Source organism: Pseudomonas sp. NPDC085632 (genome assembly GCF_044541255.1).
GTDB lineage: Bacteria > Pseudomonadota > Gammaproteobacteria > Pseudomonadales > Pseudomonadaceae > Aquipseudomonas.
Genome location: NZ_JBITSX010000003.1, coordinates 1 through 18,173, shown reverse-complemented (window position 1 = coordinate 18,173; position 18,173 = coordinate 1). Strand labels below are relative to the sequence as shown.

At 60.8% G+C, this 18,173-nt stretch carries 17 protein-coding genes; 13 read left to right on the top strand and 4 right to left on the bottom strand.

Features of this window, described 5'->3' with window-relative positions:
* Positions 1-3: 3 nt before the first annotated feature.
* The 4 genes from ACIF4X_RS03540 to ACIF4X_RS03525 form a co-directional block, all read right to left on the bottom strand.
* Complete coding sequence (locus ACIF4X_RS03540; protein WP_258709805.1) at positions 4-1,044, bottom strand: FUSC family protein; 1,041 nt, start codon at positions 1,042-1,044, stop codon at positions 4-6.
* Positions 1,045-1,105: 61 nt separating this feature from the next.
* Positions 1,106-2,065 carry an HlyD family secretion protein gene (locus ACIF4X_RS03535; protein WP_122597890.1) on the bottom strand — a complete coding sequence of 320 codons (960 nt, stop codon included), beginning with the start codon at positions 2,063-2,065 and terminating at the stop codon, positions 1,106-1,108.
* 5 nt (positions 2,066-2,070) lie between these two features.
* On the bottom strand, positions 2,071-2,421 hold the full coding sequence (locus ACIF4X_RS03530) for a DUF3302 domain-containing protein (protein WP_397480945.1): 351 nt from the start codon (positions 2,419-2,421) through the stop codon (positions 2,071-2,073).
* 129 nt (positions 2,422-2,550) lie between these two features.
* Complete coding sequence (locus tag ACIF4X_RS03525) at positions 2,551-4,176, bottom strand: NADP-dependent glyceraldehyde-3-phosphate dehydrogenase (protein ID WP_397480944.1); 1,626 nt, start codon at positions 4,174-4,176, stop codon at positions 2,551-2,553.
* Positions 4,177-4,525: 349 nt separating this feature from the next.
* Between ACIF4X_RS03525 and ACIF4X_RS03520 the strand changes: the two genes are divergently transcribed.
* The 13 genes from ACIF4X_RS03520 (at position 4,526) to ACIF4X_RS03460 (ending at position 18,069) form a co-directional block, all read left to right on the top strand.
* Positions 4,526-4,882 carry a c-type cytochrome gene (locus ACIF4X_RS03520; protein WP_397480943.1) on the top strand — a complete coding sequence of 119 codons (357 nt, stop codon included), beginning with the start codon at positions 4,526-4,528 and terminating at the stop codon, positions 4,880-4,882.
* A gap of 76 nt (positions 4,883-4,958) precedes the next feature.
* Positions 4,959-6,287, top strand: a complete 1,329-nt coding sequence (locus tag ACIF4X_RS03515) for a D-arabinono-1,4-lactone oxidase (RefSeq protein WP_397481185.1) — start codon at positions 4,959-4,961, stop codon at positions 6,285-6,287.
* A gap of 74 nt (positions 6,288-6,361) precedes the next feature.
* Positions 6,362-7,570, top strand: coding sequence for a DSD1 family PLP-dependent enzyme (locus ACIF4X_RS03510; RefSeq protein ID WP_397481184.1), 1,209 nt, complete (start codon positions 6,362-6,364; stop codon positions 7,568-7,570).
* A gap of 281 nt (positions 7,571-7,851) precedes the next feature.
* Positions 7,852-8,463 (top strand): transposase, encoded by a 612-nt coding sequence (locus ACIF4X_RS03505; RefSeq protein ID WP_080750810.1) that lies wholly within the window; start codon positions 7,852-7,854, stop codon positions 8,461-8,463.
* A gap of 56 nt (positions 8,464-8,519) precedes the next feature.
* On the top strand, positions 8,520-10,118 hold the full coding sequence (locus ACIF4X_RS03500) for a ShlB/FhaC/HecB family hemolysin secretion/activation protein (RefSeq protein WP_397480942.1): 1,599 nt from the start codon (positions 8,520-8,522) through the stop codon (positions 10,116-10,118).
* Positions 10,119-10,130: 12 nt separating this feature from the next.
* On the top strand, positions 10,131-11,927 hold the full coding sequence (locus ACIF4X_RS03495) for a DUF2341 domain-containing protein (RefSeq protein ID WP_397480941.1): 1,797 nt from the start codon (positions 10,131-10,133) through the stop codon (positions 11,925-11,927).
* Positions 11,928-11,938: 11 nt separating this feature from the next.
* Positions 11,939-12,364, top strand: a complete 426-nt coding sequence (locus ACIF4X_RS03490) for an ExbD/TolR family protein (RefSeq protein ID WP_397480940.1) — start codon at positions 11,939-11,941, stop codon at positions 12,362-12,364.
* A gap of 3 nt (positions 12,365-12,367) precedes the next feature.
* Complete coding sequence (locus tag ACIF4X_RS03485; RefSeq protein WP_397480939.1) at positions 12,368-13,072, top strand: energy transducer TonB; 705 nt, start codon at positions 12,368-12,370, stop codon at positions 13,070-13,072.
* A 39-nt stretch (positions 13,073-13,111) separates the two neighbouring features.
* Positions 13,112-14,809: a putative porin gene (locus ACIF4X_RS03480; RefSeq protein WP_397480938.1), complete on the top strand. Its 1,698-nt coding sequence runs from the start codon at positions 13,112-13,114 to the stop codon at positions 14,807-14,809.
* Positions 14,810-14,826: 17 nt separating this feature from the next.
* A complete protein-coding gene (locus ACIF4X_RS03475; RefSeq protein ID WP_397480937.1) occupies positions 14,827-15,456 on the top strand; it encodes a DNA repair protein in 630 nt (209 codons plus the stop codon).
* Positions 15,457-15,486: 30 nt separating this feature from the next.
* The gene (locus ACIF4X_RS03470) at positions 15,487-15,957 is read left to right on the top strand and encodes a YbjN domain-containing protein (RefSeq protein WP_397480936.1); all 471 of its coding nucleotides are present in this window, start codon (positions 15,487-15,489) and stop codon (positions 15,955-15,957) included.
* Positions 15,954-16,901: a peptidylprolyl isomerase gene (locus tag ACIF4X_RS03465; RefSeq protein WP_397480935.1), complete on the top strand. Its 948-nt coding sequence runs from the start codon at positions 15,954-15,956 to the stop codon at positions 16,899-16,901. Before ACIF4X_RS03470 ends, ACIF4X_RS03465 begins: the two co-directional genes overlap by 4 nt.
* 187 nt (positions 16,902-17,088) lie before the next feature.
* On the top strand, positions 17,089-18,069 hold the full coding sequence (locus ACIF4X_RS03460) for a LysR substrate-binding domain-containing protein (RefSeq protein ID WP_397480934.1): 981 nt from the start codon (positions 17,089-17,091) through the stop codon (positions 18,067-18,069).
* Positions 18,070-18,173 lie beyond the last annotated feature (104 nt).

The window sequence follows — 18,173 nt, the reverse complement described above, 5'->3', positions numbered from 1 at the left end:
CCCTCAGATGTTCCAGCGCGGTGCGGTTTTCGCCAGGCGCTGGCGCATCTCGCCGATGTTCGCCGCCAGTTGCCGGGTTAGCAGTCGGTAACCATCCAGCGTGCTGTAAACCGGCGCATCGAGGTTGGCTTCCGGCAACTCCAGCGGCTTGTCCAGGCGTTGCGAAGCGCCGGTTTTCAACGCTCGGGCCATACCGATCAATTGCACGCGAATCTGCCGGTGCTCGGCCTTCAGCGCTGATTGCAGATGAGCCATGGCTTCTGGATCATTGGCATCCGGTCGCGTGTTGCCGAGGATTTCCAATGTGCTGATGCACATGCGCAGATTGCGTTGAATCGCGTCGAGTTCGGTCATGGAAATCTTCACTTCCTTGGACACTGACGGCATCAGCGAACGCAACTGCACCATCACCGCACCGAGACGGCCCATCAATTTCAAATGCTCATCGGCGCTGACCGGTTGGCCGCTGATGATGCGTCCATACACCGTGGCGCAATCACGCAAGGCATCGGCGAGGTTGTAGCGCCACGAATACACCGCATACAGCGGCAGGGCAAAAGAGAAGGCCAGGGCGAGGGCAATGCCGATCAGAATATCGACGCCGCGCCACAAACCATCGGTGATCGGATTGTCGCCATGCCCGGCAACGATGAACACGGTAATCGCCGAGAGCAGGGCGGTGTACCCACCCTTGCCGATGGCGTGATAAGAGAAGAAACCGCAGACCACCGCCATCGCAAAGTACGTCAGCCAAGGCATGCCGAGCCACGCCTGCTGCGCCACCAGCAATAAGCCAACCCCCGCGCCGATCAACGTGCCAGTCGCCCGTTCCGCCGCTTTTTTGCCGATGTTGCCGTGGTGCTGCAAACCGCCGATGACCACCAGCATGGTTACCGATGCCCACTCGCCGTGGGGCAGGTTGATGCCGGTGGTCAGCAGGATCGTCGCAAGTAACCCGAGGGCCACCCGTACCGCATGAATCAGCCGCGCGTGCCGGTAACGTCGATAAGGATCAAGCAACGGACGCAGGACACGGCGCAGCAAGGGCGGAAGTCGATGGGTGCTGTAAGTACTCAGTGCGGGCCTCTCGTGATGGCGATTCAGGTCAATGGAAAGGAAAAATGTAATTCATCCATGCTGCCATGCGCAGGAGGATTTTGCGCATCGTGCCAATGTGGTGGAAGTGCTGACTGTACAACGCGGCCTGCCCGTAAGCACCGCCCGGCATCAACTTGCTGTACTGGGCGAACTCGGGATCGGTGATTTCAATGATCACCGGCACGCGCCCGGCCGGCGGCGAACCGGTATAGCCGATCAGTGTGCCGGATGGTTGCACCTGACCTTCGGCAATCACACCGATGACGTTTTTCACCCGCCCGGCGAAAACCCTACCGGGAATGCCATCGAACGCAACTTCCGCCTCATCCCCAACGGTAAGGCGCAGCAGGCTGTTCTGGCGCATCCACGCAGCAAAATATTGGCCTTCCTCGGGAATGAACACCATTGAGGGACGCAACGGCAACTTGCTCGCCATCATCCCCGGCCGCAAGGAAACATGGGTGACGAAGCCTTTGCTCGGCGCGCGGACGGTGGTGTTGTCCAGTTCGAACTGGGCGTTGTCCAGTTGCGCCTGCAAATCATCGGTGCGGGCGATGGCCGCATCGAGTTCGCGCTGGGTGCCGAAGTTGCGGCGGATCAACTCGGTGATGCGGTAGCGATCACCCTTGGCAGCGACCAGTTGCGCCTTGAGTGATTTCAGCCGGTTTTCAAACGGCGTGGGGTCGATGCGAAACAGCACGTCGCCTTTTTCCAGCGGCTCGTTACCCTTCACCGGCACGTCGATCACCTGGCCGCTGACGATGGGAATCACCGGCACAGAAACGAAGTAAGTGCGCGCCACCTCGGAGTAGGGGTGGTTGTAGTTCATGGTGAAAATCAAGGCACCGATCATCAGGATGCCGCCCAGTACGGCGGTGGGCACTGTCCATTTGTTCAGCGGGATACGGAAGATCTTGAAAACTGCGACGCAGATCGCGGCGTAAGTCAGGATGAGCAGCAGATCCATGGCGTTCAGCCCTCCCGGTTTTGGGGGGATGTGGCATTCAGCGTTTCGAGTCGCTCGAGACGTCCTTGCAGTTCGAGCACCTGTTGCTCCAGGCGAACGACATGGTTTTGCACGGATTTGCCGTCACCGAAGCCCCAGCCGCGATCTTCTCGATAGGCCATCGCCCAGATCCACAGGAACGGCCAGAGCGCATGCAGCGTGAACAGACTGACCCAGCCAGTGGCATGGATTGCATCCTGATGCGGATGGTTACGATGAACGGCAATCTCATAGGGAATGTCGTGCAACACGATGATCCCGTAAAACAGTACGAGCCCGGCAAACACCAACACGCCCAACGCGAAGTAATCCAGCATGGTCAAGCTCCCGGCATCCAGCACAGTGCTGGGGTCAGTGTAGACACTGATTTGCCGGGCGTTTGGCGACTTCGGATCAGAACCGCACGCGGCCGCTTTCTTGCTTATGCCAGATCCGGGTGACAGTGATCAGAAGATGTAATCGGTGGTCAGGAAACTCGAATCACGCCCGCGAATGATCTCGCTGATCAAGTCCTTGTTGCTGTCCTGGAACTTGGTCGCCACCAGCGTACGGATCGAGAACACCCGCAGCGCATCGTGTACCGACAACGTACCTTCCGCCGAGTTCTTGCGGCCGTTGAACGGGTAAGTGTCCGGGCCGCGCTGGCATTGCGCGTTGAGGTTGATCCGCCCGACCTGGTTGGCGAACGTGTCGACCAGCCGGCCGACCGCCACCGGGTTGGTGCCGAAAATGCTCAACTGCTGACCGAAATCCGACTCCAGTACATAGTCGATCACGGTATCGAGATGACGGTACGGCACGATCGGCACCACCGGGCCGAATTGCTCTTCCTGGTAGACGCGCATCTGCGGATTCACCGGGTACAGCACTGCCGGGTAGAAGAACGACTCACGGGATTCGCCGCCATTCGGATTGACCACTTCGGCACCCTTGCTGCGCGCGTCGGCCACCAGACCGTGCAGATAGTCGACCTTGCCCGATTCCGGCAGCGGCGTCAGCGACACACCGCTGTCCCACGGCATGCCCGGTTTCAGCGTGGCCAGTTTGGCGTTGAATTTCTCGATGAAGCTGTCGACGACATCTTCATGCACGAAGAGAATTTTCAGCGCCGTGCAGCGCTGGCCGTTGAACGACAGCGAGCCGGTGACCGCCTCGCTGACGGCGTTGTCGAGATCGACTTCCGGCAAGACGATGCCCGGATTTTTCGCATCCAGCCCCAGCGCGGCGCGCAAGCGGTGTGGTTTTGGGTGCAGTTTCTTCAGGTCGCTGGCGGCCTTGTTGGTGCCGATAAAGGCGAAGATGTCGATCTTGCCGCTGGCCATCAGCGCGCTGACCGTTTCGCGGCCGCTGCCGTAGATCACGTTGATCACACCGGTCGGGAAGCTGTCACGGAACGCTTCGAGCAATGGGCGGATCAGCAACACGCCGAGCTTGGCCGGTTTGAACACCACGGTGTTGCCCATGATCAGCGCCGGGATCAGCGTAGTGAAGGTTTCGTTCAGCGGATAGTTGTAAGGGCCCATGCACAAGGCGACGCCGAGCGGTACGCGGCGAATCTGGCCGAGGGTGTCCTGTTCCAGCTCGAAACGGCTGGAGCGGCGGTCGAGTTCCTTGAGCGCATTGATGGTGTCGACGATGTAGTCACAGGTGCGGTCGAACTCTTTTTCCGAGTCCTTGAGGTTCTTGCCGATTTCCCACATCAGCAGCTTCACCACGGCATCGCGCTGTTGGCGCATGCGGCCGAGGAAGGCTTCGACGTGCTGGATACGTTCGGCCACGCGCATGGTCGGCCACAGGCCCTGGCCACGGTCGTAGGCCCGCACGGCGGCGTCGAGGGCGGTGAGGGCGGTGTCGGCATCAAGCAGCGGCGTGCTGCCGAGGATCACTTGTTCGTCGCCGGCGTCACCTTTCAGATAGACCGGACTGCGCACGGTGGCGAGCGGGCCGTCCCAGCGACGCAACTGGCCGTCGACGAGGTATTCACGTTGCTCGACTTGACCGTCGAGGCGGTATTTTTCCGGGATTTCGCTGACAGAAGGGAACAGGTTGCCAAGGATGTTTGCTGTGGTCATGTCACTACCCCGTGTTGATGTCCGCATGCAGATCAAAAAGCCTTCACAGGTTATACGCCTGAATGCGCCGGAATTTAAACCTGCAAATGTCACCCGAATGTCACGCAAAGACGCAAAGCAGAGGGGGTTGGCTTGATGATCGTTCCCACGCTCCGCGTGGGAATGCAGCCGGGGACGCTCTGCGTCCCATTGGAACGCGGAGCGTCCCTTGAGGCATTCCCACGCAGAGCGTGGGAACGATCATCGGGGAGAGGGCTGGCCCCGTTTGCCCCCCTCGCTGTCCCGCAATGCCCTCAACCCGCTGTTGTCGCTGCCTTAAGGTGTGGGCATAACAACAAGCGAGGCTTTTATGCGGGCAATCCGACTCACTCTGCTGCTGGCGTTGGCCATGGCGCTGCCAGGCTGCGGCGAAGACCCCAAACCCCCGGCCACCATCGATCATAACGCCATGCCCAAAGACCCGGCACTGGCGCAGATCTACGCCAACAGCTGCCAGCTCTGCCACGCCAACCCGGCCGCCAACGCGCCGTTAACCGGGGATCGCAAAGCCTGGGAGCCGCGCATCCGGCAGGGCACCGACACGCTGCTCGACCACGCTATCAACGGCTATAACGGCATGCCGCCGATGGGCCAGTGTGTCGAGTGCTCGGAAGAACAATTCCTGCAATTGATCGGCTTCATGGCCGACCAGCCCCTCCCAGAATAAGGTGCCTGGCATGACGATGGATCTGACACGGCGTCAGTTATTGCAACGGGCAAGTATTGTCGGCGCGTTCAGCGCGTTGGCGAGCACCCCGGCATTGGCTCAATTGCTGCGTGCGCCGCGCTTGATTCCGTGGCGCAACTGGTCGGGCGGGCAGAGTTGCCTGCCAGCCGCTCGGTTGGCGCCGAAGAGTCTCGATGAACTGGTGACGGTTATCCAGCAGGCGCAAGGCAAGATCCGCCCGGTCGGCTCGGCGCATTCCTTCAGCGCACTGGTGCCCACCGATGGCACGCTGTTGTCGCTGAGTTACTTCAGTGGTCTGCTCGATCACGATGCGAAAACCCTGCAAGCCGAATTTGCCGCCGGCACACCGATGTCGCGCATGGGCCAGCCGCTGAAAGACATCGGCCAGGCTTTGCAGAACATGGCCGATATCGATTACCAAACGCTTGCCGGAGCCATTGCCACCTCGACCCACGGCACCGGCAAAAACTTCCAGTCCTACTCGGCGCATGTCTGCGGCATGCAACTGGTGACGGCCAATGGCGAAGTGTTGGACTGCGACAGTCAGCGTCACCCTGAAGTATTCAATGCCGCCCGGGTTTCTCTCGGCGCCCTCGGCGTGGCGACGAAGATCCGTCTGCGAAACCGTCCGGACTATCGCCTGCGCGAGCGCCAGTGGATCGCCAAGACTGAAGAACTGCTGGAGGACATCGACAAAAACACCCGTGAAAACCAGCATTGGGAAATGCTCGTCGTCACGCATTCCGATTACGCCTTGTCCATCGCCCTAAACGAAACCGATGACCCGGCCACACCACCGATTCCGCCCGAAGAGGAGGGCGGCAACGAGTTTGTCACCCTGATCGAGAAGATCGACAAGTACGGCAGCGACTTCCCCGACCTGCGCCGCACGCTGCTCAACAGCCTGCGCCATCTAGCCAGTTTCGATGATCGCGTGGGTGATTCGTTCGACATCTATGCCAACGTGCGCACGGTGCGTTTCAACGAGATGGAATACTCGGTGCCCGCCGAACACGGCCCGGCGTGCCTGCGCGAGATTCTCAAGCTGATTCAGGACAAGGATCTGCGCACCTGGTTTCCCATCGAGTACCGCTACGTCAAGGCCGACGATATTCCGCTGAGTATGTTCGAGGGGCGCGACAGCTGTTCGATCTCGGTGCACCAGCATTATCAAATGGATCATCACAACTTTTTTGCGGCGATCGAGCCGATTTTCTGGAAGTACAACGGACGTCCGCATTGGGGCAAGTTACACACGCTGAATGCGCGAACCCTGCAACCGCTGTATCCGCGCTGGCGCGAGTTTGTCGATGTGCGCCAGGCGCTGGATCCGAGCGGACGCTTTCTCAATGCGCATCTGGCGTCGATTCTGGGGGTGAGCTGATGGCGGTCAATCGACGCAATTTTCTGCTCGGCACGTTGGGGTTTGGCGCATTGTTGGTGGGCGTTGGCGCATGGTTGCGGCCGGGAGACCACGGCGCGCCGTACAGCGATTATTTCCGCGCACTGAACAAAGAGTTAAAGGAAAAAGGCCCGATGCGCCCGGTGCTGTTGATCGATCTGGATCGCCTCGATCACAACATTGATGTGGTGATGCAGTCGGTCAGACGTGGCGGTAAGCAGTTGCGGCTGGTAGAGAAGTCGCTGCCGTCACCGGGACTGTTGAGCTACATCGCGCAACGTGCCGGCACCCGAAAATTGATGTCGTTCCATCAGCCGTTTCTCAATCACGATGCGCAGGTTTTTCCGCAGTCCGACATCCTGCTGGGCAAGCCATTGCCGGTGCGCTCGGCAGAACTGTTTTATCAATTCCACAAAAGCCCGTTCGATCCCGCGAAACAACTGCAATGGTTGCTCGACGGCCCCGAACGTTTGCAGCAATACCTTGCGCTGGCTCAAGGACTGGGCACGCGGATGCGCATCAACATCGAACTGGACGTCGGTCTGCATCGCGGCGGCGTCAGTGATGTGAATACCCTTGGGCAGATGCTCAGCCTGATCAGCGCCAACCCGCAGCATCTGGAATTTGCCGGGTTCATGGGCTACGACCCGTTCGTGGGCATGGGCGTGCCGGGGATTCTCGGTTCACCGGAAGAACTGTTCGCCAAGGTCATGCTGATTTATCAGCGCTGTGTCGATTTCACCCGGCAGCAGTTTCCCGCGTTGTGGCATGACGGTTTGTGCCTGAACACCGCGGGCAGTCCGAGTTATCGCATGCATGAAAACGAGAAGCTCAGCACTGAAGTGTCGGTGGGAACGGCGATGCTCAAGCCGACGCACTATGATTTGCCATCGCTGAGTGAGCATGTGCCCGCGACTTACATCGCTACGCCGGTATTGAAGAGCACTGGCGCGGTGAACATCCCGGCGCTGGATGACAAGTCGAAGCTGTTTTCGTGGTGGGACCAGAATCAGCGTCAGACCTTCTTCATCTATGGCGGCAACTGGATGGCCGAATTCGAATCGCCGGCCGGTTTGCAGAGCAACAGCGTTTACGGTCGCAGCTCCAATCAGGAGATGGTCAATGGCTCCAGTGCCGTGGGCCTGACGATAGAAGATCAAGTCTTCCTGCGCCCGACCCAGACCGAAGCGGTGCTCCTGCAATTCGGCGATTTGCTGGCGGTGCGCGGCGGCAAAATCGTCGACACCTGGCCGGTCTACACCTGACCCCAAATCACCCAAACACTGCAAAACCCTGTGGGAGCTGGCTTGCCAGCGATGGCGTCATGTCAGCAACCCTTTACTTCGCTGACAGACCGCAATCGCTGGCAAGCCAGCTCCCACAGGGTTCTCGATGTATGTCCCATCTCATTGCCAAATTCTGTAATGAAGCTTTTATGACAAAAGTTCGGTAGCACATCGCCAGTCCGGTCATGCCTATGTAACGCGCTTGAGGGGCCCAACGGGGCGCTTTTCACAAGCCGAGGCGGGACGCCGGGAGTGAGGCAATGGGGACTATGGAACGCTACTCGAAAGTGGGCATGCAGGAGCTTGATCAACGCCTGTCGAAGATCGTCGAAGCCGCGCGCAAGAAGCCGGTTTCGGTGTATCGCTACGGCGCGCCGTGGGTCTGGATCGTCTCGCAGGATGACTGGCAGGGCGCCTTGAAAGAGGTGTCGAGCTACATTCCGCCGGGCCATTCGCTGGTGTTGCTGCGCCCGCAGATCGACGACTTGCTCGACGCCCACCGCGACCTCCTGCACGACCTCAATGCCGAGCCGGGCATGCTGATTCCTGCGCAAACGGTGATGCACATCCTGCTCCTGCAACTGCTCTATTCGGTGCCCAGCGAACAGCAACTGTATGAACAACTCAATTACAACCTGCTGTTCCGCTGGTTCGTCGGTCTTGGCCTGAACCAGAAAGTCTGGAGCTTCAACGCCCTCAGTCGCGACATCGCCACGTTGCTCAACGAGCCGCGCGCGGTGCTGCTCATTCAAAAAATCATCGGCGAAGTGTTCTGCGGTGCCTTGCTGCAAATGCCCGAGTTCTCGCTGAACTTCGCGCTTTTGCACACATGGCTGGGCAAACACGCCTGCGCCTCGACAGCCAGCAATTGACGCCATACACGCGGCGTTCGAAACGCCAACAGGTCATCGCGAATTCAGGGGGTAGTGTGGAACCGATTTTCAAGTCACGGCTGGCGCTGTGGGGCTGGCTGCTGGTGACGGCGGGCGCGCAGCCGGCATTGGCCGAAGAGGCTGCCGAAAGCGCAGCGGCGAAGCGTCTGGTCGACGTCAACGAATACTTCGTGCGCGGCAACACCGTGCTCGATGCACGGGCAATTGAAGAGGCGGTGTACCCGTTTCTCGGCCCGCAAAAAGCCCTCAGCGATATCGAAGGTGCGCGCGATGCCTTGCAGAAGGCCTATCAGGAACGCGGCTATCAGTCCGTGTTCGTCGAGCTGCCGGAGCAAGCCGTCGCCGATGGCATCGTCTACTTGCAAGTCAGCGAAACCAAGGTCGGCCGGGTGCGTGTGGTCGGCGCCAAACACTATTCGCCGCTGGACATCCGCGACGACGTCCCGGCGCTGAAGGAAGGCGAGGTGCCGGACTTCGCCAAGGTCCAGGGCGAACTGGCGCAACTCAACAAGACGCCGGGTCGCCAGGTGATGCCGCTGGTGCGTGAAGGTCAGCGCCCCGGCACCATGGACGTCGATCTGCAGGTCGAAGACCAGAACCCGTGGACCGCCAGCGTCGGCCTCAACAACGACTACAGCGCCGACACCGAAAAGCTGCGCACGGTCACCAGCCTCGGCTACAACAACCTCTGGCAACTCGGCCACAGCGTCAACCTGACGTTCTTCACCGCGCCGCAAGAGACCGATAACGCCAAGGTCTGGTCCGGCTCCTACACCGCGCCGCTGACCGATCGCTGGAGTGTGCAGTTCTCCGGGTACCAGTCCGACAGCAACGTCGCCACCATCGGCGGCAGCAACGTGCTCGGCAAGGGCCACAGCTACGGTGTATCAGCGATCTACACGCTGCCCTCCAGCGGCAACTGGTCGAACTCGCTGTCGGCCGGCATCGACTTCAAGGACTTCGACGAACGCCTGACCCTGTCCGGCGAAAGCGACAAAGTCCCGTTGCAATACGCGCCGTTCACCTTCGCCTACAACGGCTACCGCTACACAGAGAAGAGCCAGCTCGGCCTGGGTCTGAGCCTGGTTGCCGCCACCCGTAGCATCTTCGGCTACGGCAGCTCCGACGAAGATTTCGACTACAAACGCTACCGCGCCAAACCGAGTTTCGCCGTGCTCAAGGGCGACACGAATTACACCTGGACCTTCGACAGCGACTGGCAGAGCGCAAGCAAAGCAGCGTTCCAGTTGGCGTCCGGGCCATTGGTTTCCAACGAACAATTCTCCGCCGGCGGCGCCACTTCGGTGCGCGGCTATCTGGCCGCCGAACGCACTGGCGATGACGGCTTGCTGCTCAGTCAGGAAGTGCGCACGCCGTCGCTGGCCAAGTACGCCGGCACGTGGATGCAGGACTGGCGTTTCTATGCCTTCGCCGAAGGCGCACAACTTTACCTGCGCGACGAACTGCCGGATCAGGACGCCAATTACGCCCTGGCCAGCGTCGGCCTCGGTACCCGCGCCAGCCTGAGCAAATGGCTGTCCGGCAGCGTCGACTGGGGTTACCCGCTACTCGAAGGGCCGAACACCTCGAAGCAGGAATCGCGCCTGCATTTCAACCTTCAAGCCACTTTCTAAAGGAGCACGTTCATGCAGCGCCTCATTCTTTCGTTGTTGATCTGCCTGGGCTTCGTGCTCCCGGCCACGGCTCAGGCCTGGTGGCAGGACGACTGGCATTACCGCAAACAGATCGCCGTCGACACCACGCCACAAGGCGCGGGCATCAATCAGGCGCTCGGCCGCACTGCGCTGCTGGTACGCCTGCACACCGGCAACTTCACCTTCGACGGGGTGAAAGAGGACGGCTCGGACCTGCGCTTCGTCGCGGCCGATGACAAAACCGTGCTCAACCACCAGATCGAGAGTTTCGACGCGTTGATGGGCATGGCGCTGATCTGGGTCGATGTGCCAAATGTCGAGGGCGGTCAGCGCCAGGACATCTGGATGTATTACGGCAATCAAAAGGCCCCGGCGACTGGCAACGGCCAGCTGACTTTCGACCCGAATTACACCGCGCTCTATCACTTCGACGGCGCCACCGGCACCCCGGTCAAAGACACCACCGCTTACGGCAACACTGCGCAAAGCGCGACCGGCGCGGCGATTGACGGCGTCGTCGGGCGCGCGTTGCAGTTCAGCGGTCAACCGTTGTTGCTGCCGGCCAGTCCTTCGTTGCAACACAACGCGGGCAGTGCGTTCACCTTCAGTGCCTGGCTGCGTCTGGATCAGGCCGGTGGCGAGCAACTGGTTCTCGCTCGTCGTGAAGGCGCCAACAGCTTGCTGGTCGGTGCGAACCAGGGTGTGCCGTTTGTTGAAATCGACGGTCAACGTGCCGTCGCCACACAAGCGCTGAATCCGGGCCAATGGCAACACGTCGCGCTGACCGCTGAAGGTGCCAAAGTGACCCTGTTCATCAACGGTCGTGAAGCGGCCACGCTTGCTCAGGCGATGCCGGCATTCAACTCGGTCATGGCCATCGGCGCCGACCTGCACGAAGGCCCGTTCCAGCCGTTCGTTGGGGCTATCGACGAATTGCGTCTGTCGAAGGTTTCACGCCCGGCGGCACTGCTGCTGGCCGACGCCACGTCGCAAGGTGCCGAGTCGAAACTGGTGGCTTATGGTGTCGACGAAGAACAGTCCGGTTTTGGCTTCGGCAGCCTCGGCTTCCTGCTCAACGCCGTGCCCATCGACGCCTGGGTGATCATCGCCGTGCTGGTGCTGATGATGTTCCAGTCGTGGATCATCATGCTGCGCAAGAACCGCAGCCTCAGCCGCGTATCTGCCGCCAACGAAGACTTCCGTGTGCAGTTTGCCAAGGTCGGCACGCGTCTGGAGATGTTCGCCGACGACGCGCAACTCGCCCAGCGCCTGCAACATTCGTCGCTGTGGCGCCTGTATCTGGTGGCGGTTAAAGAGATTCGCACCCGCCGCGAGCAGGGCGCCGATACCTCGTCGGTTTCAGCGGCGACCATCGAAGCGATCCGCTGCTCGATGGACGGCGTGCGTACCCGCGAAAATCAGCAGCTCAGCTCGAAGCTCTCGACCCTGTCCAACGCCATCGCCGGCGGCCCGTACATCGGCCTGCTCGGCACCGTGCTGGGGATCATGGTGGTGTTCCTCGGCACCGCAATGGCCGGCGACGTCAACATCAACGCCATCGCGCCCGGTATGGCTGCTGCGTTGCTGGCCACGGCAATGGGCCTGTTCGTCGCGATCCCGGCGCTGTTTGGCTACAACCGCCTGATTACCCGCAACAAGGAAGTCAGCGCCGACATGCGCGTGTTCGTCGACGAGTTCATCACCCGTCTGGCGGAGATGCACGGCGAGAGCCAGTTCAGTGAGGCGTCGCATCGCGGCCATCACGCCAACCACTCCGTACCGGCCTGAGGAGCACTGACATGGCGTCTGTAAATGCCTCCCACGACGATGACGAAGATACCGCGGTGGACAGCATCAACATCACCCCGCTGGTCGACGTGCTGATGGTAGTGCTGGTGATGTTCATCCTCACCGCCACTGCGCAGGTCTCGGGGATCCAGATCAACCTACCCAAGGCCAGCGCGTCGGTGTCGCTGTCCGAGGCCAAGACCAAGGCGATTTCGGTCAACGACGGCGGCCAGGTGTTTCTCGACGCCTACCCGGTGACGCTCGCCGAGCTGGAAGAGCGCCTGCGCATCGAGAAGGCACAGAGTCCGGATTTCCCGGTGATCGTGCGCGGCGACGCGACGGTGCAGTACCAGAAAGTCATCGAGGTGCTGGACCTGTTGCGCCGGCTCGAACTGTCCCAGGTCGGTCTTGTGACCGGCAAACCGAGTCAGGGCTGAGTCATGACCGCACAACTCCCGATCGAGCCGCTGCCGGTGAAAAAGCCAGTGCTGCGTTATGCGAAGTGGGGTGCCGGATTGCTCATCGGCGCGCTCGCCGCATGGTTCCTGTGGCAGTGGGCCAACGACATGAGCGGCATCCGCCGTGAAGCGCCGAAGGTGCCGACGATCATTCCGCTGCCGCCACCGCCACCTCCACCGCCGGAGAAACCACCGGAGCCGGAAACCCCGGTCGAAGAAAAAGTCGTCGAGCCGGAGCCAACCCCCGAGCCAGAAGAGGTCAAGCCCGAGGAAGAAGCGCCGCCATCACCGGCGGACGATCTGGCCAACCCGATGCAAATGGACGGCGATGCGCAATCCGGTAACGACGCTTTCAATATCGGCGCGGGCAAGGGCGGCGGCATGGCCGGGGCTGGCGGCGGGCGTCTGGGCACGGGGACGTACAGCCAGTTTCTGGCGTTCACCTTCCAGCGTTTGCTGCGCGAGAACCCCGAGCTGCGCAACCTCGCGTTTTCGTTGCAGGCCGATGTGTGGCTGAGCAGCGTCGGCGAGATCACCCGCGTCGAGCTGATCAAGTCCAGCGGCAACCCCGAGATTGATACGCAAGTGTTGGCCGCGCTGCGTGGCGCACCTGCGCTGAGCGAACGGCCACCGGCCTCCATCACATTGCCTGTGCGCCTGTCCCTGCAAGGGCGGCGTCCGGGTTAATTCATTTATTTACGCTTTGGCAAAAGGAGTTGTGTGCAGATGATTTCCAACGTGAATCGATTGTCCCTGGCGGTCGGCATGGTCATTGCGACCCTGGTCGGTCAGGCCGCGGCAGCGCCTGCGCCCTCGGAGAACGCCACGATCAATCTGATCCGCTTGCTGGTCGAGCAGGGCATTCTGAAACAGGACAAGGCCGACGCACTGATTGCTCAGGCGCAGAGCGAAGCCGCCCAGGCGAAACAGGCTGCGGCATCCACCGCCGTGGCGGCCGGGCCAGTGGCGGCGCCGGGTGACGTGCGTGTGCAATACGTGCCGGCAGCGGTGCGCGACCAGATTCGCGATCAGGTCAAAGCCGAGGTCATGGCCACCGCCAAACAGGAAAACTGGGCCGCGCCCAACAGCTTCCCGGAATGGGCTGCGCGCATCAGTTTCGACGGCGATATTCGTCTGCGCGACGAGTCGCGGTACTACTCGGACAGCAACAGCAACGAGATCGTCGACTTCGCCAAGCTCAACAACAACGGCCCGTATGACGTAAACCCCAACAGCAGCACCAATCTGCCGCCGTTGCTCAACACCCGCGAAGACCGCACCAACCAGTTCCGCATCCGCGCACGCCTGGGCATGAAAGCGGAGATTTCGCCGCAATGGACTGCCGGCATTCGCATCGGCACCGGTTCCGACAACAATCCGGTTTCCACCACGCAAAGCCTCGGCGGCGGCTTCGCCAAGAAGGACATCTGGCTGGATCAGGGTTACCTGAACTGGAAGCCGACGGATGAGCTGACCCTGACCGGTGGGCGCTTCGCCAACCCGTTCATGTCCACCGACATGCTCTATTCCAACGACTTGAACTTCGACGGCGTGGCGGCGATTTTCGACCACAAACTCAATCGCGATTGGGGCGTGTTCGGCACCGTCGGCGCGTTCCCGGTGGATTACACCAACGACACTGCCAGCAGCAACGGCTTCGACAAGGAAGAAAGCGACAACAAGTGGCTGTACGGCGCGCAGATCGGCGCCAAGTGGGCGATCAACAGTAACAACCGCCTGAAAGGTGCGCTGGCTTACTACCGCTTCGACGACATTCAAGGCCAGCGTTCCAGCCCTTGCGAACCGTGGGCCGGCGCGCCGGGTTGCGACAGCGACGGCAGCCGCGCAGCGTTCATGCAGAAGGGCAACAGCGTGTTCCTGCTTCGCGACATCACGCCGAACCCGCTCAACCCGACTACCACGCCGCAGCCGCAATTCGTTGGCCTCGCTTCGGAATTCAACCTGCTGGATCTGAACGTGGTCTGGGATGCCGACCTGCCGGAAGACTTCAAGCTGCGCAGTCAGGGCAACTACATCCACAACCTCGCTTACGACGAAGGCGACATGCGCAAGCGTTCGGCCGGGCAGATCGTCAACAACCTCGACAGCAACGGCGACATCGAAAGCGGCGCCAATGCGTGGATGGTGCAGTTCACCCTCGGCAGCGCGCTGGACCTGAAAAAGCAGGGCGACTGGAACATGTTCGCCGGCTACAAGTACATCCAGCCTGATGCCTTGCCTGATGGCTTCAACGATTCGTCATTCCACCTCGGCGGCACCAACGCCAAGGGCTATTTCATCGGCGGCAACTACGGTCTGGCGAAGAACGTTTACGCCACCGGTCGCTGGATGAGCACCGAAGCGGTGTATGGCGCGCCGTTCGATATCGACGTCTTGCAGCTTGAGATCAACACGCGCTTCTAAGGCGCCGGGAGAGGGTTATGAAAACGCGATTTGTGTGGCTCGGGCTCGGGCTTTTGATCGCCACTGGAGCGCATGCCGAAGGCATGGAAGAACGCCTGCGCACGCAATTGCGCAGCACCACTCAGCAGTTGCAGGCCCTGCAAAGTCAGCAGGCCCAGGCCAGCGCCGCGCAACTGGCGGCGCAGAATGAGGCCAAGGCTGCGCAGGCGCAAATCAAGCAATTGAGCGCTGAACTGGCCAAGGCCAAGGGCGTTGCCGAACAGCTCGCCGGGCAGCAGCAGAGCGTGCACAGCCAGGCGCAGGCACAAGTGGCGGCCAGCGCCGAGCAGACCGGCAAGTTCAAAAAAGCCTATGACGAGTTGCTGGTCATGGCCCGTGCCAAAGAGGCAGAACGGTCTAAGCTTCAAGCGCAATTGGCTGAACGTGACACACAAGTGCAGCAATGTTCAGTCAAGAATCAGCAGATGTACGGCGTCGCCAAACAGATCCTCACTGCCTACGAAAACATCGACGTGGCCGAGGTGATGAAGATCCGCCAGCCCTTTGCGGGCAGCGCCCGGGTCAAGTTCGATGAACTGGCTCAGGGGTTCGGCGATGACCTCTACAAGACTCAATTCGACGCGCCGCAAGCTGCGCTCGCACATTGATTTAAAAGATTGATAAACAAGGAAGAAACAATGACTCAATTGATCAGCCACGTATCGCCAAAATCCCTGACCGACGTCCTGCAAGCAGCCGGTTATCGCGTCAACGAAACCGAGCAGAACGGCATCGTCCAGTTGCTCAGCGCCAGTCAGGGTATCGGCTACGCGGTGCGTTTCGGCAACCCGGCGGTGGAGCAGGGCAGCTACGTCGACTTTACTTTCAGCTGTGCGCTGCGCGTGCAGGGTGAGTTGCCACCAGGTGTGGCCGAGCAGTGGAACGCGAGTCGGCGGTTTGCGCGCTTGTCGTTGCAGGGCGAGTTTCTGGTGATGGAAATGGATGTGGTGGTGGCGGCAAGTGTGAGCAACGATCATCTGCGTGGCAACCTGGAGTTATGGGATCGCCTGTTGCAGGAATTCATCGTTTATCTGCGTGACTTCACCCAGAAGGGTGCTGCGCAGACCGCCAAAGTCGCCGTTGCCGAGCAAGAGGAAGTCGCGCTGTGAAAAAGCCTGCCATGGTGATCAGCGCCGCTGCGGTAGCGCTGTTGGTGGTGGCCGTGGCGCTGGTGGTGCGGCCGGGCAGTGACCCGGTCGCTGCCCAGCAATCGTCGCCGCTGGCGGCGGTTGCTGCGGGGCCGGCGGTGGCGCGGTTGGGCAATCAGCAAGTTTCACCTGACGAATTACAGGCGTTGCTGGCGACAGTCCCGGCAGAAACCCGCGAACAACTGCGCGGCAATCGTGAAGCGCTGGAGCGCTGGATTCGCACGCGTCTGGCCGAGAAAGCGGTGCTGGAGCAGGCTGATGCGCAGGGTTGGGCGCAGCGGCCCGAGGTTGCGCGGCAGACTCGAGCGGCGACTGAGCAGATTGTCTTCCGTGATTACTTGCGTTCGGTCAGCGAAGTGCCGGCGGATTATCCGAGTGCGGCTGAATTGCAGCAGGCCTATGACGCCGGCAAGGCGAACTGGCAGACGCCGGCGTTGTATCGGGTCAGTCAGATTTTTCTTGGGGTGAATGATCCGCAGACGCTTGAAGCGGTGCGCAAGCAGGCGCTTGAACTGAGCAAGAAAGCGCAGGCGACGCCGGCAGAATTTGCTGCACTGGCGACTCAATATTCGCAGGATCGCGTCACCGCTGAACGCGGCGGTGATAGTGGCCTGCAACCGTTGCAGCAACTGGTACCGGAAGTGCGAGGCGCCGTGGCACGGCTCAAGGTGGGCGCGGTTTCCGATCCTGTTCAAAGTGCTGCCGGGTTCCACGTAATCAAGCTCACTGAGCAACAACCGGCGCGCACCGCGACCCTTGATGAACTGCGCGATCAACTGACCCAGGCCCTGCGTGCACAGCGACAGGAGCAGATCGCTCAGGCGTATCTGGACGGCATGCTCAACACCGCGACACTGAGCATTGACGGTGCCGAACTCAACAAAGTCCTGGAGGAAAAACGCTGATTTCACCTTCACTGAGTGACCTGTGGGTGCTGGCTTGCCAGCGATGGCGGCTTATCAGTCACCCATAATGTTGGATCTGCCGGCCTCATCGCTGGCAAGCCAGCTCCCACAGGATCTCCATTGGGTTCAGAAATAGTTAAAAAGTGCTGGAAGCCACCAAAATACAAAGATCGACAGGGAGTCATCGATGTCATTCACCGAACCCGCAGGACGACAGGGCAGTACTGAATTCCGCTGGCCGCAGGACAAAAGCGAACCCTGGCTCTCGCACGCCGCGACCATCGACGCCGACGTCGCTCAATACTTCCTGGTCAGCGCCCGTTGCGGCTGCTTCATGCAGGCGGCGCGCAGCCTCAACGTGCGCTCGACCTTGCTGCGCAAACAACTGGCGCAACTCGAACAAGAACTGCAGCACACCCTGTTCAGCTTCCAGGGCAGCGCCTTGAGCCTGACCCGCGAAGGCCAGCAACTGCAGGCCAAACTGGTGGCGCTGGCCAACGAACGCAAACTTCCAGTGATCGAACAACCGCTGATTCGCCTCGCCGTCGCCGAATCCATCCTGCACGACATCCTCGGCCGCGACCTGATCGCACTGTTGCGCCGCAACGCCAGTGTGCGTCTGGAGATCATCGCGCTGGACAGCGAATTGTCGCTGCGTGCCGTCAGCGCCGACGTCGTCCTCTGGCTCGCCCACGGCGATACCCCACACCCCGGGCCGACCTTCGCCACCAGCGAACCGCAAGCGCTGGCGCGCCTCGACTACCTGCCGCACATCGCCAAACGCTACTCCCGCGTCACCGCCCGCCCGGACACCCCCGAGGACCTCGCCGACTTCATGCTCGTGCAATGGCAGCATGACCGGCAGATCGACAGTTTTCGTCCGTGGAATGAACTGGTTGAACAGCGCTTGGCCGGGGTGGTGCAGATGCAGTCTTATGAATTGATGCTGGAGATGATTCGTTGCAGCGCTTGCATCGGTTTGTTGCCAGCGTACATGAGCCGGTTTGATCGAGGCCTGATCGCACTGCCGGGGCTGTTCGAGGAGCCCATGCAATTGCAGGCGTGGCTGGCGGTCAATGCCGAGTCGGAGAATGTGGCCGAAGTGCAGACCCTGACTGACCTCATCCACCGCACCTTTAACGAGCGCCACGAATGGTTCCAGCCCTGAAGCATTCCCCTAATGAAATGGTTACCCCCGCCGCCCCTTGCGATAGCTCACTAAGCTTTCGCAAGGGGCCCATCGGAGACCATTGTCATGAACAAAGTAGCTAT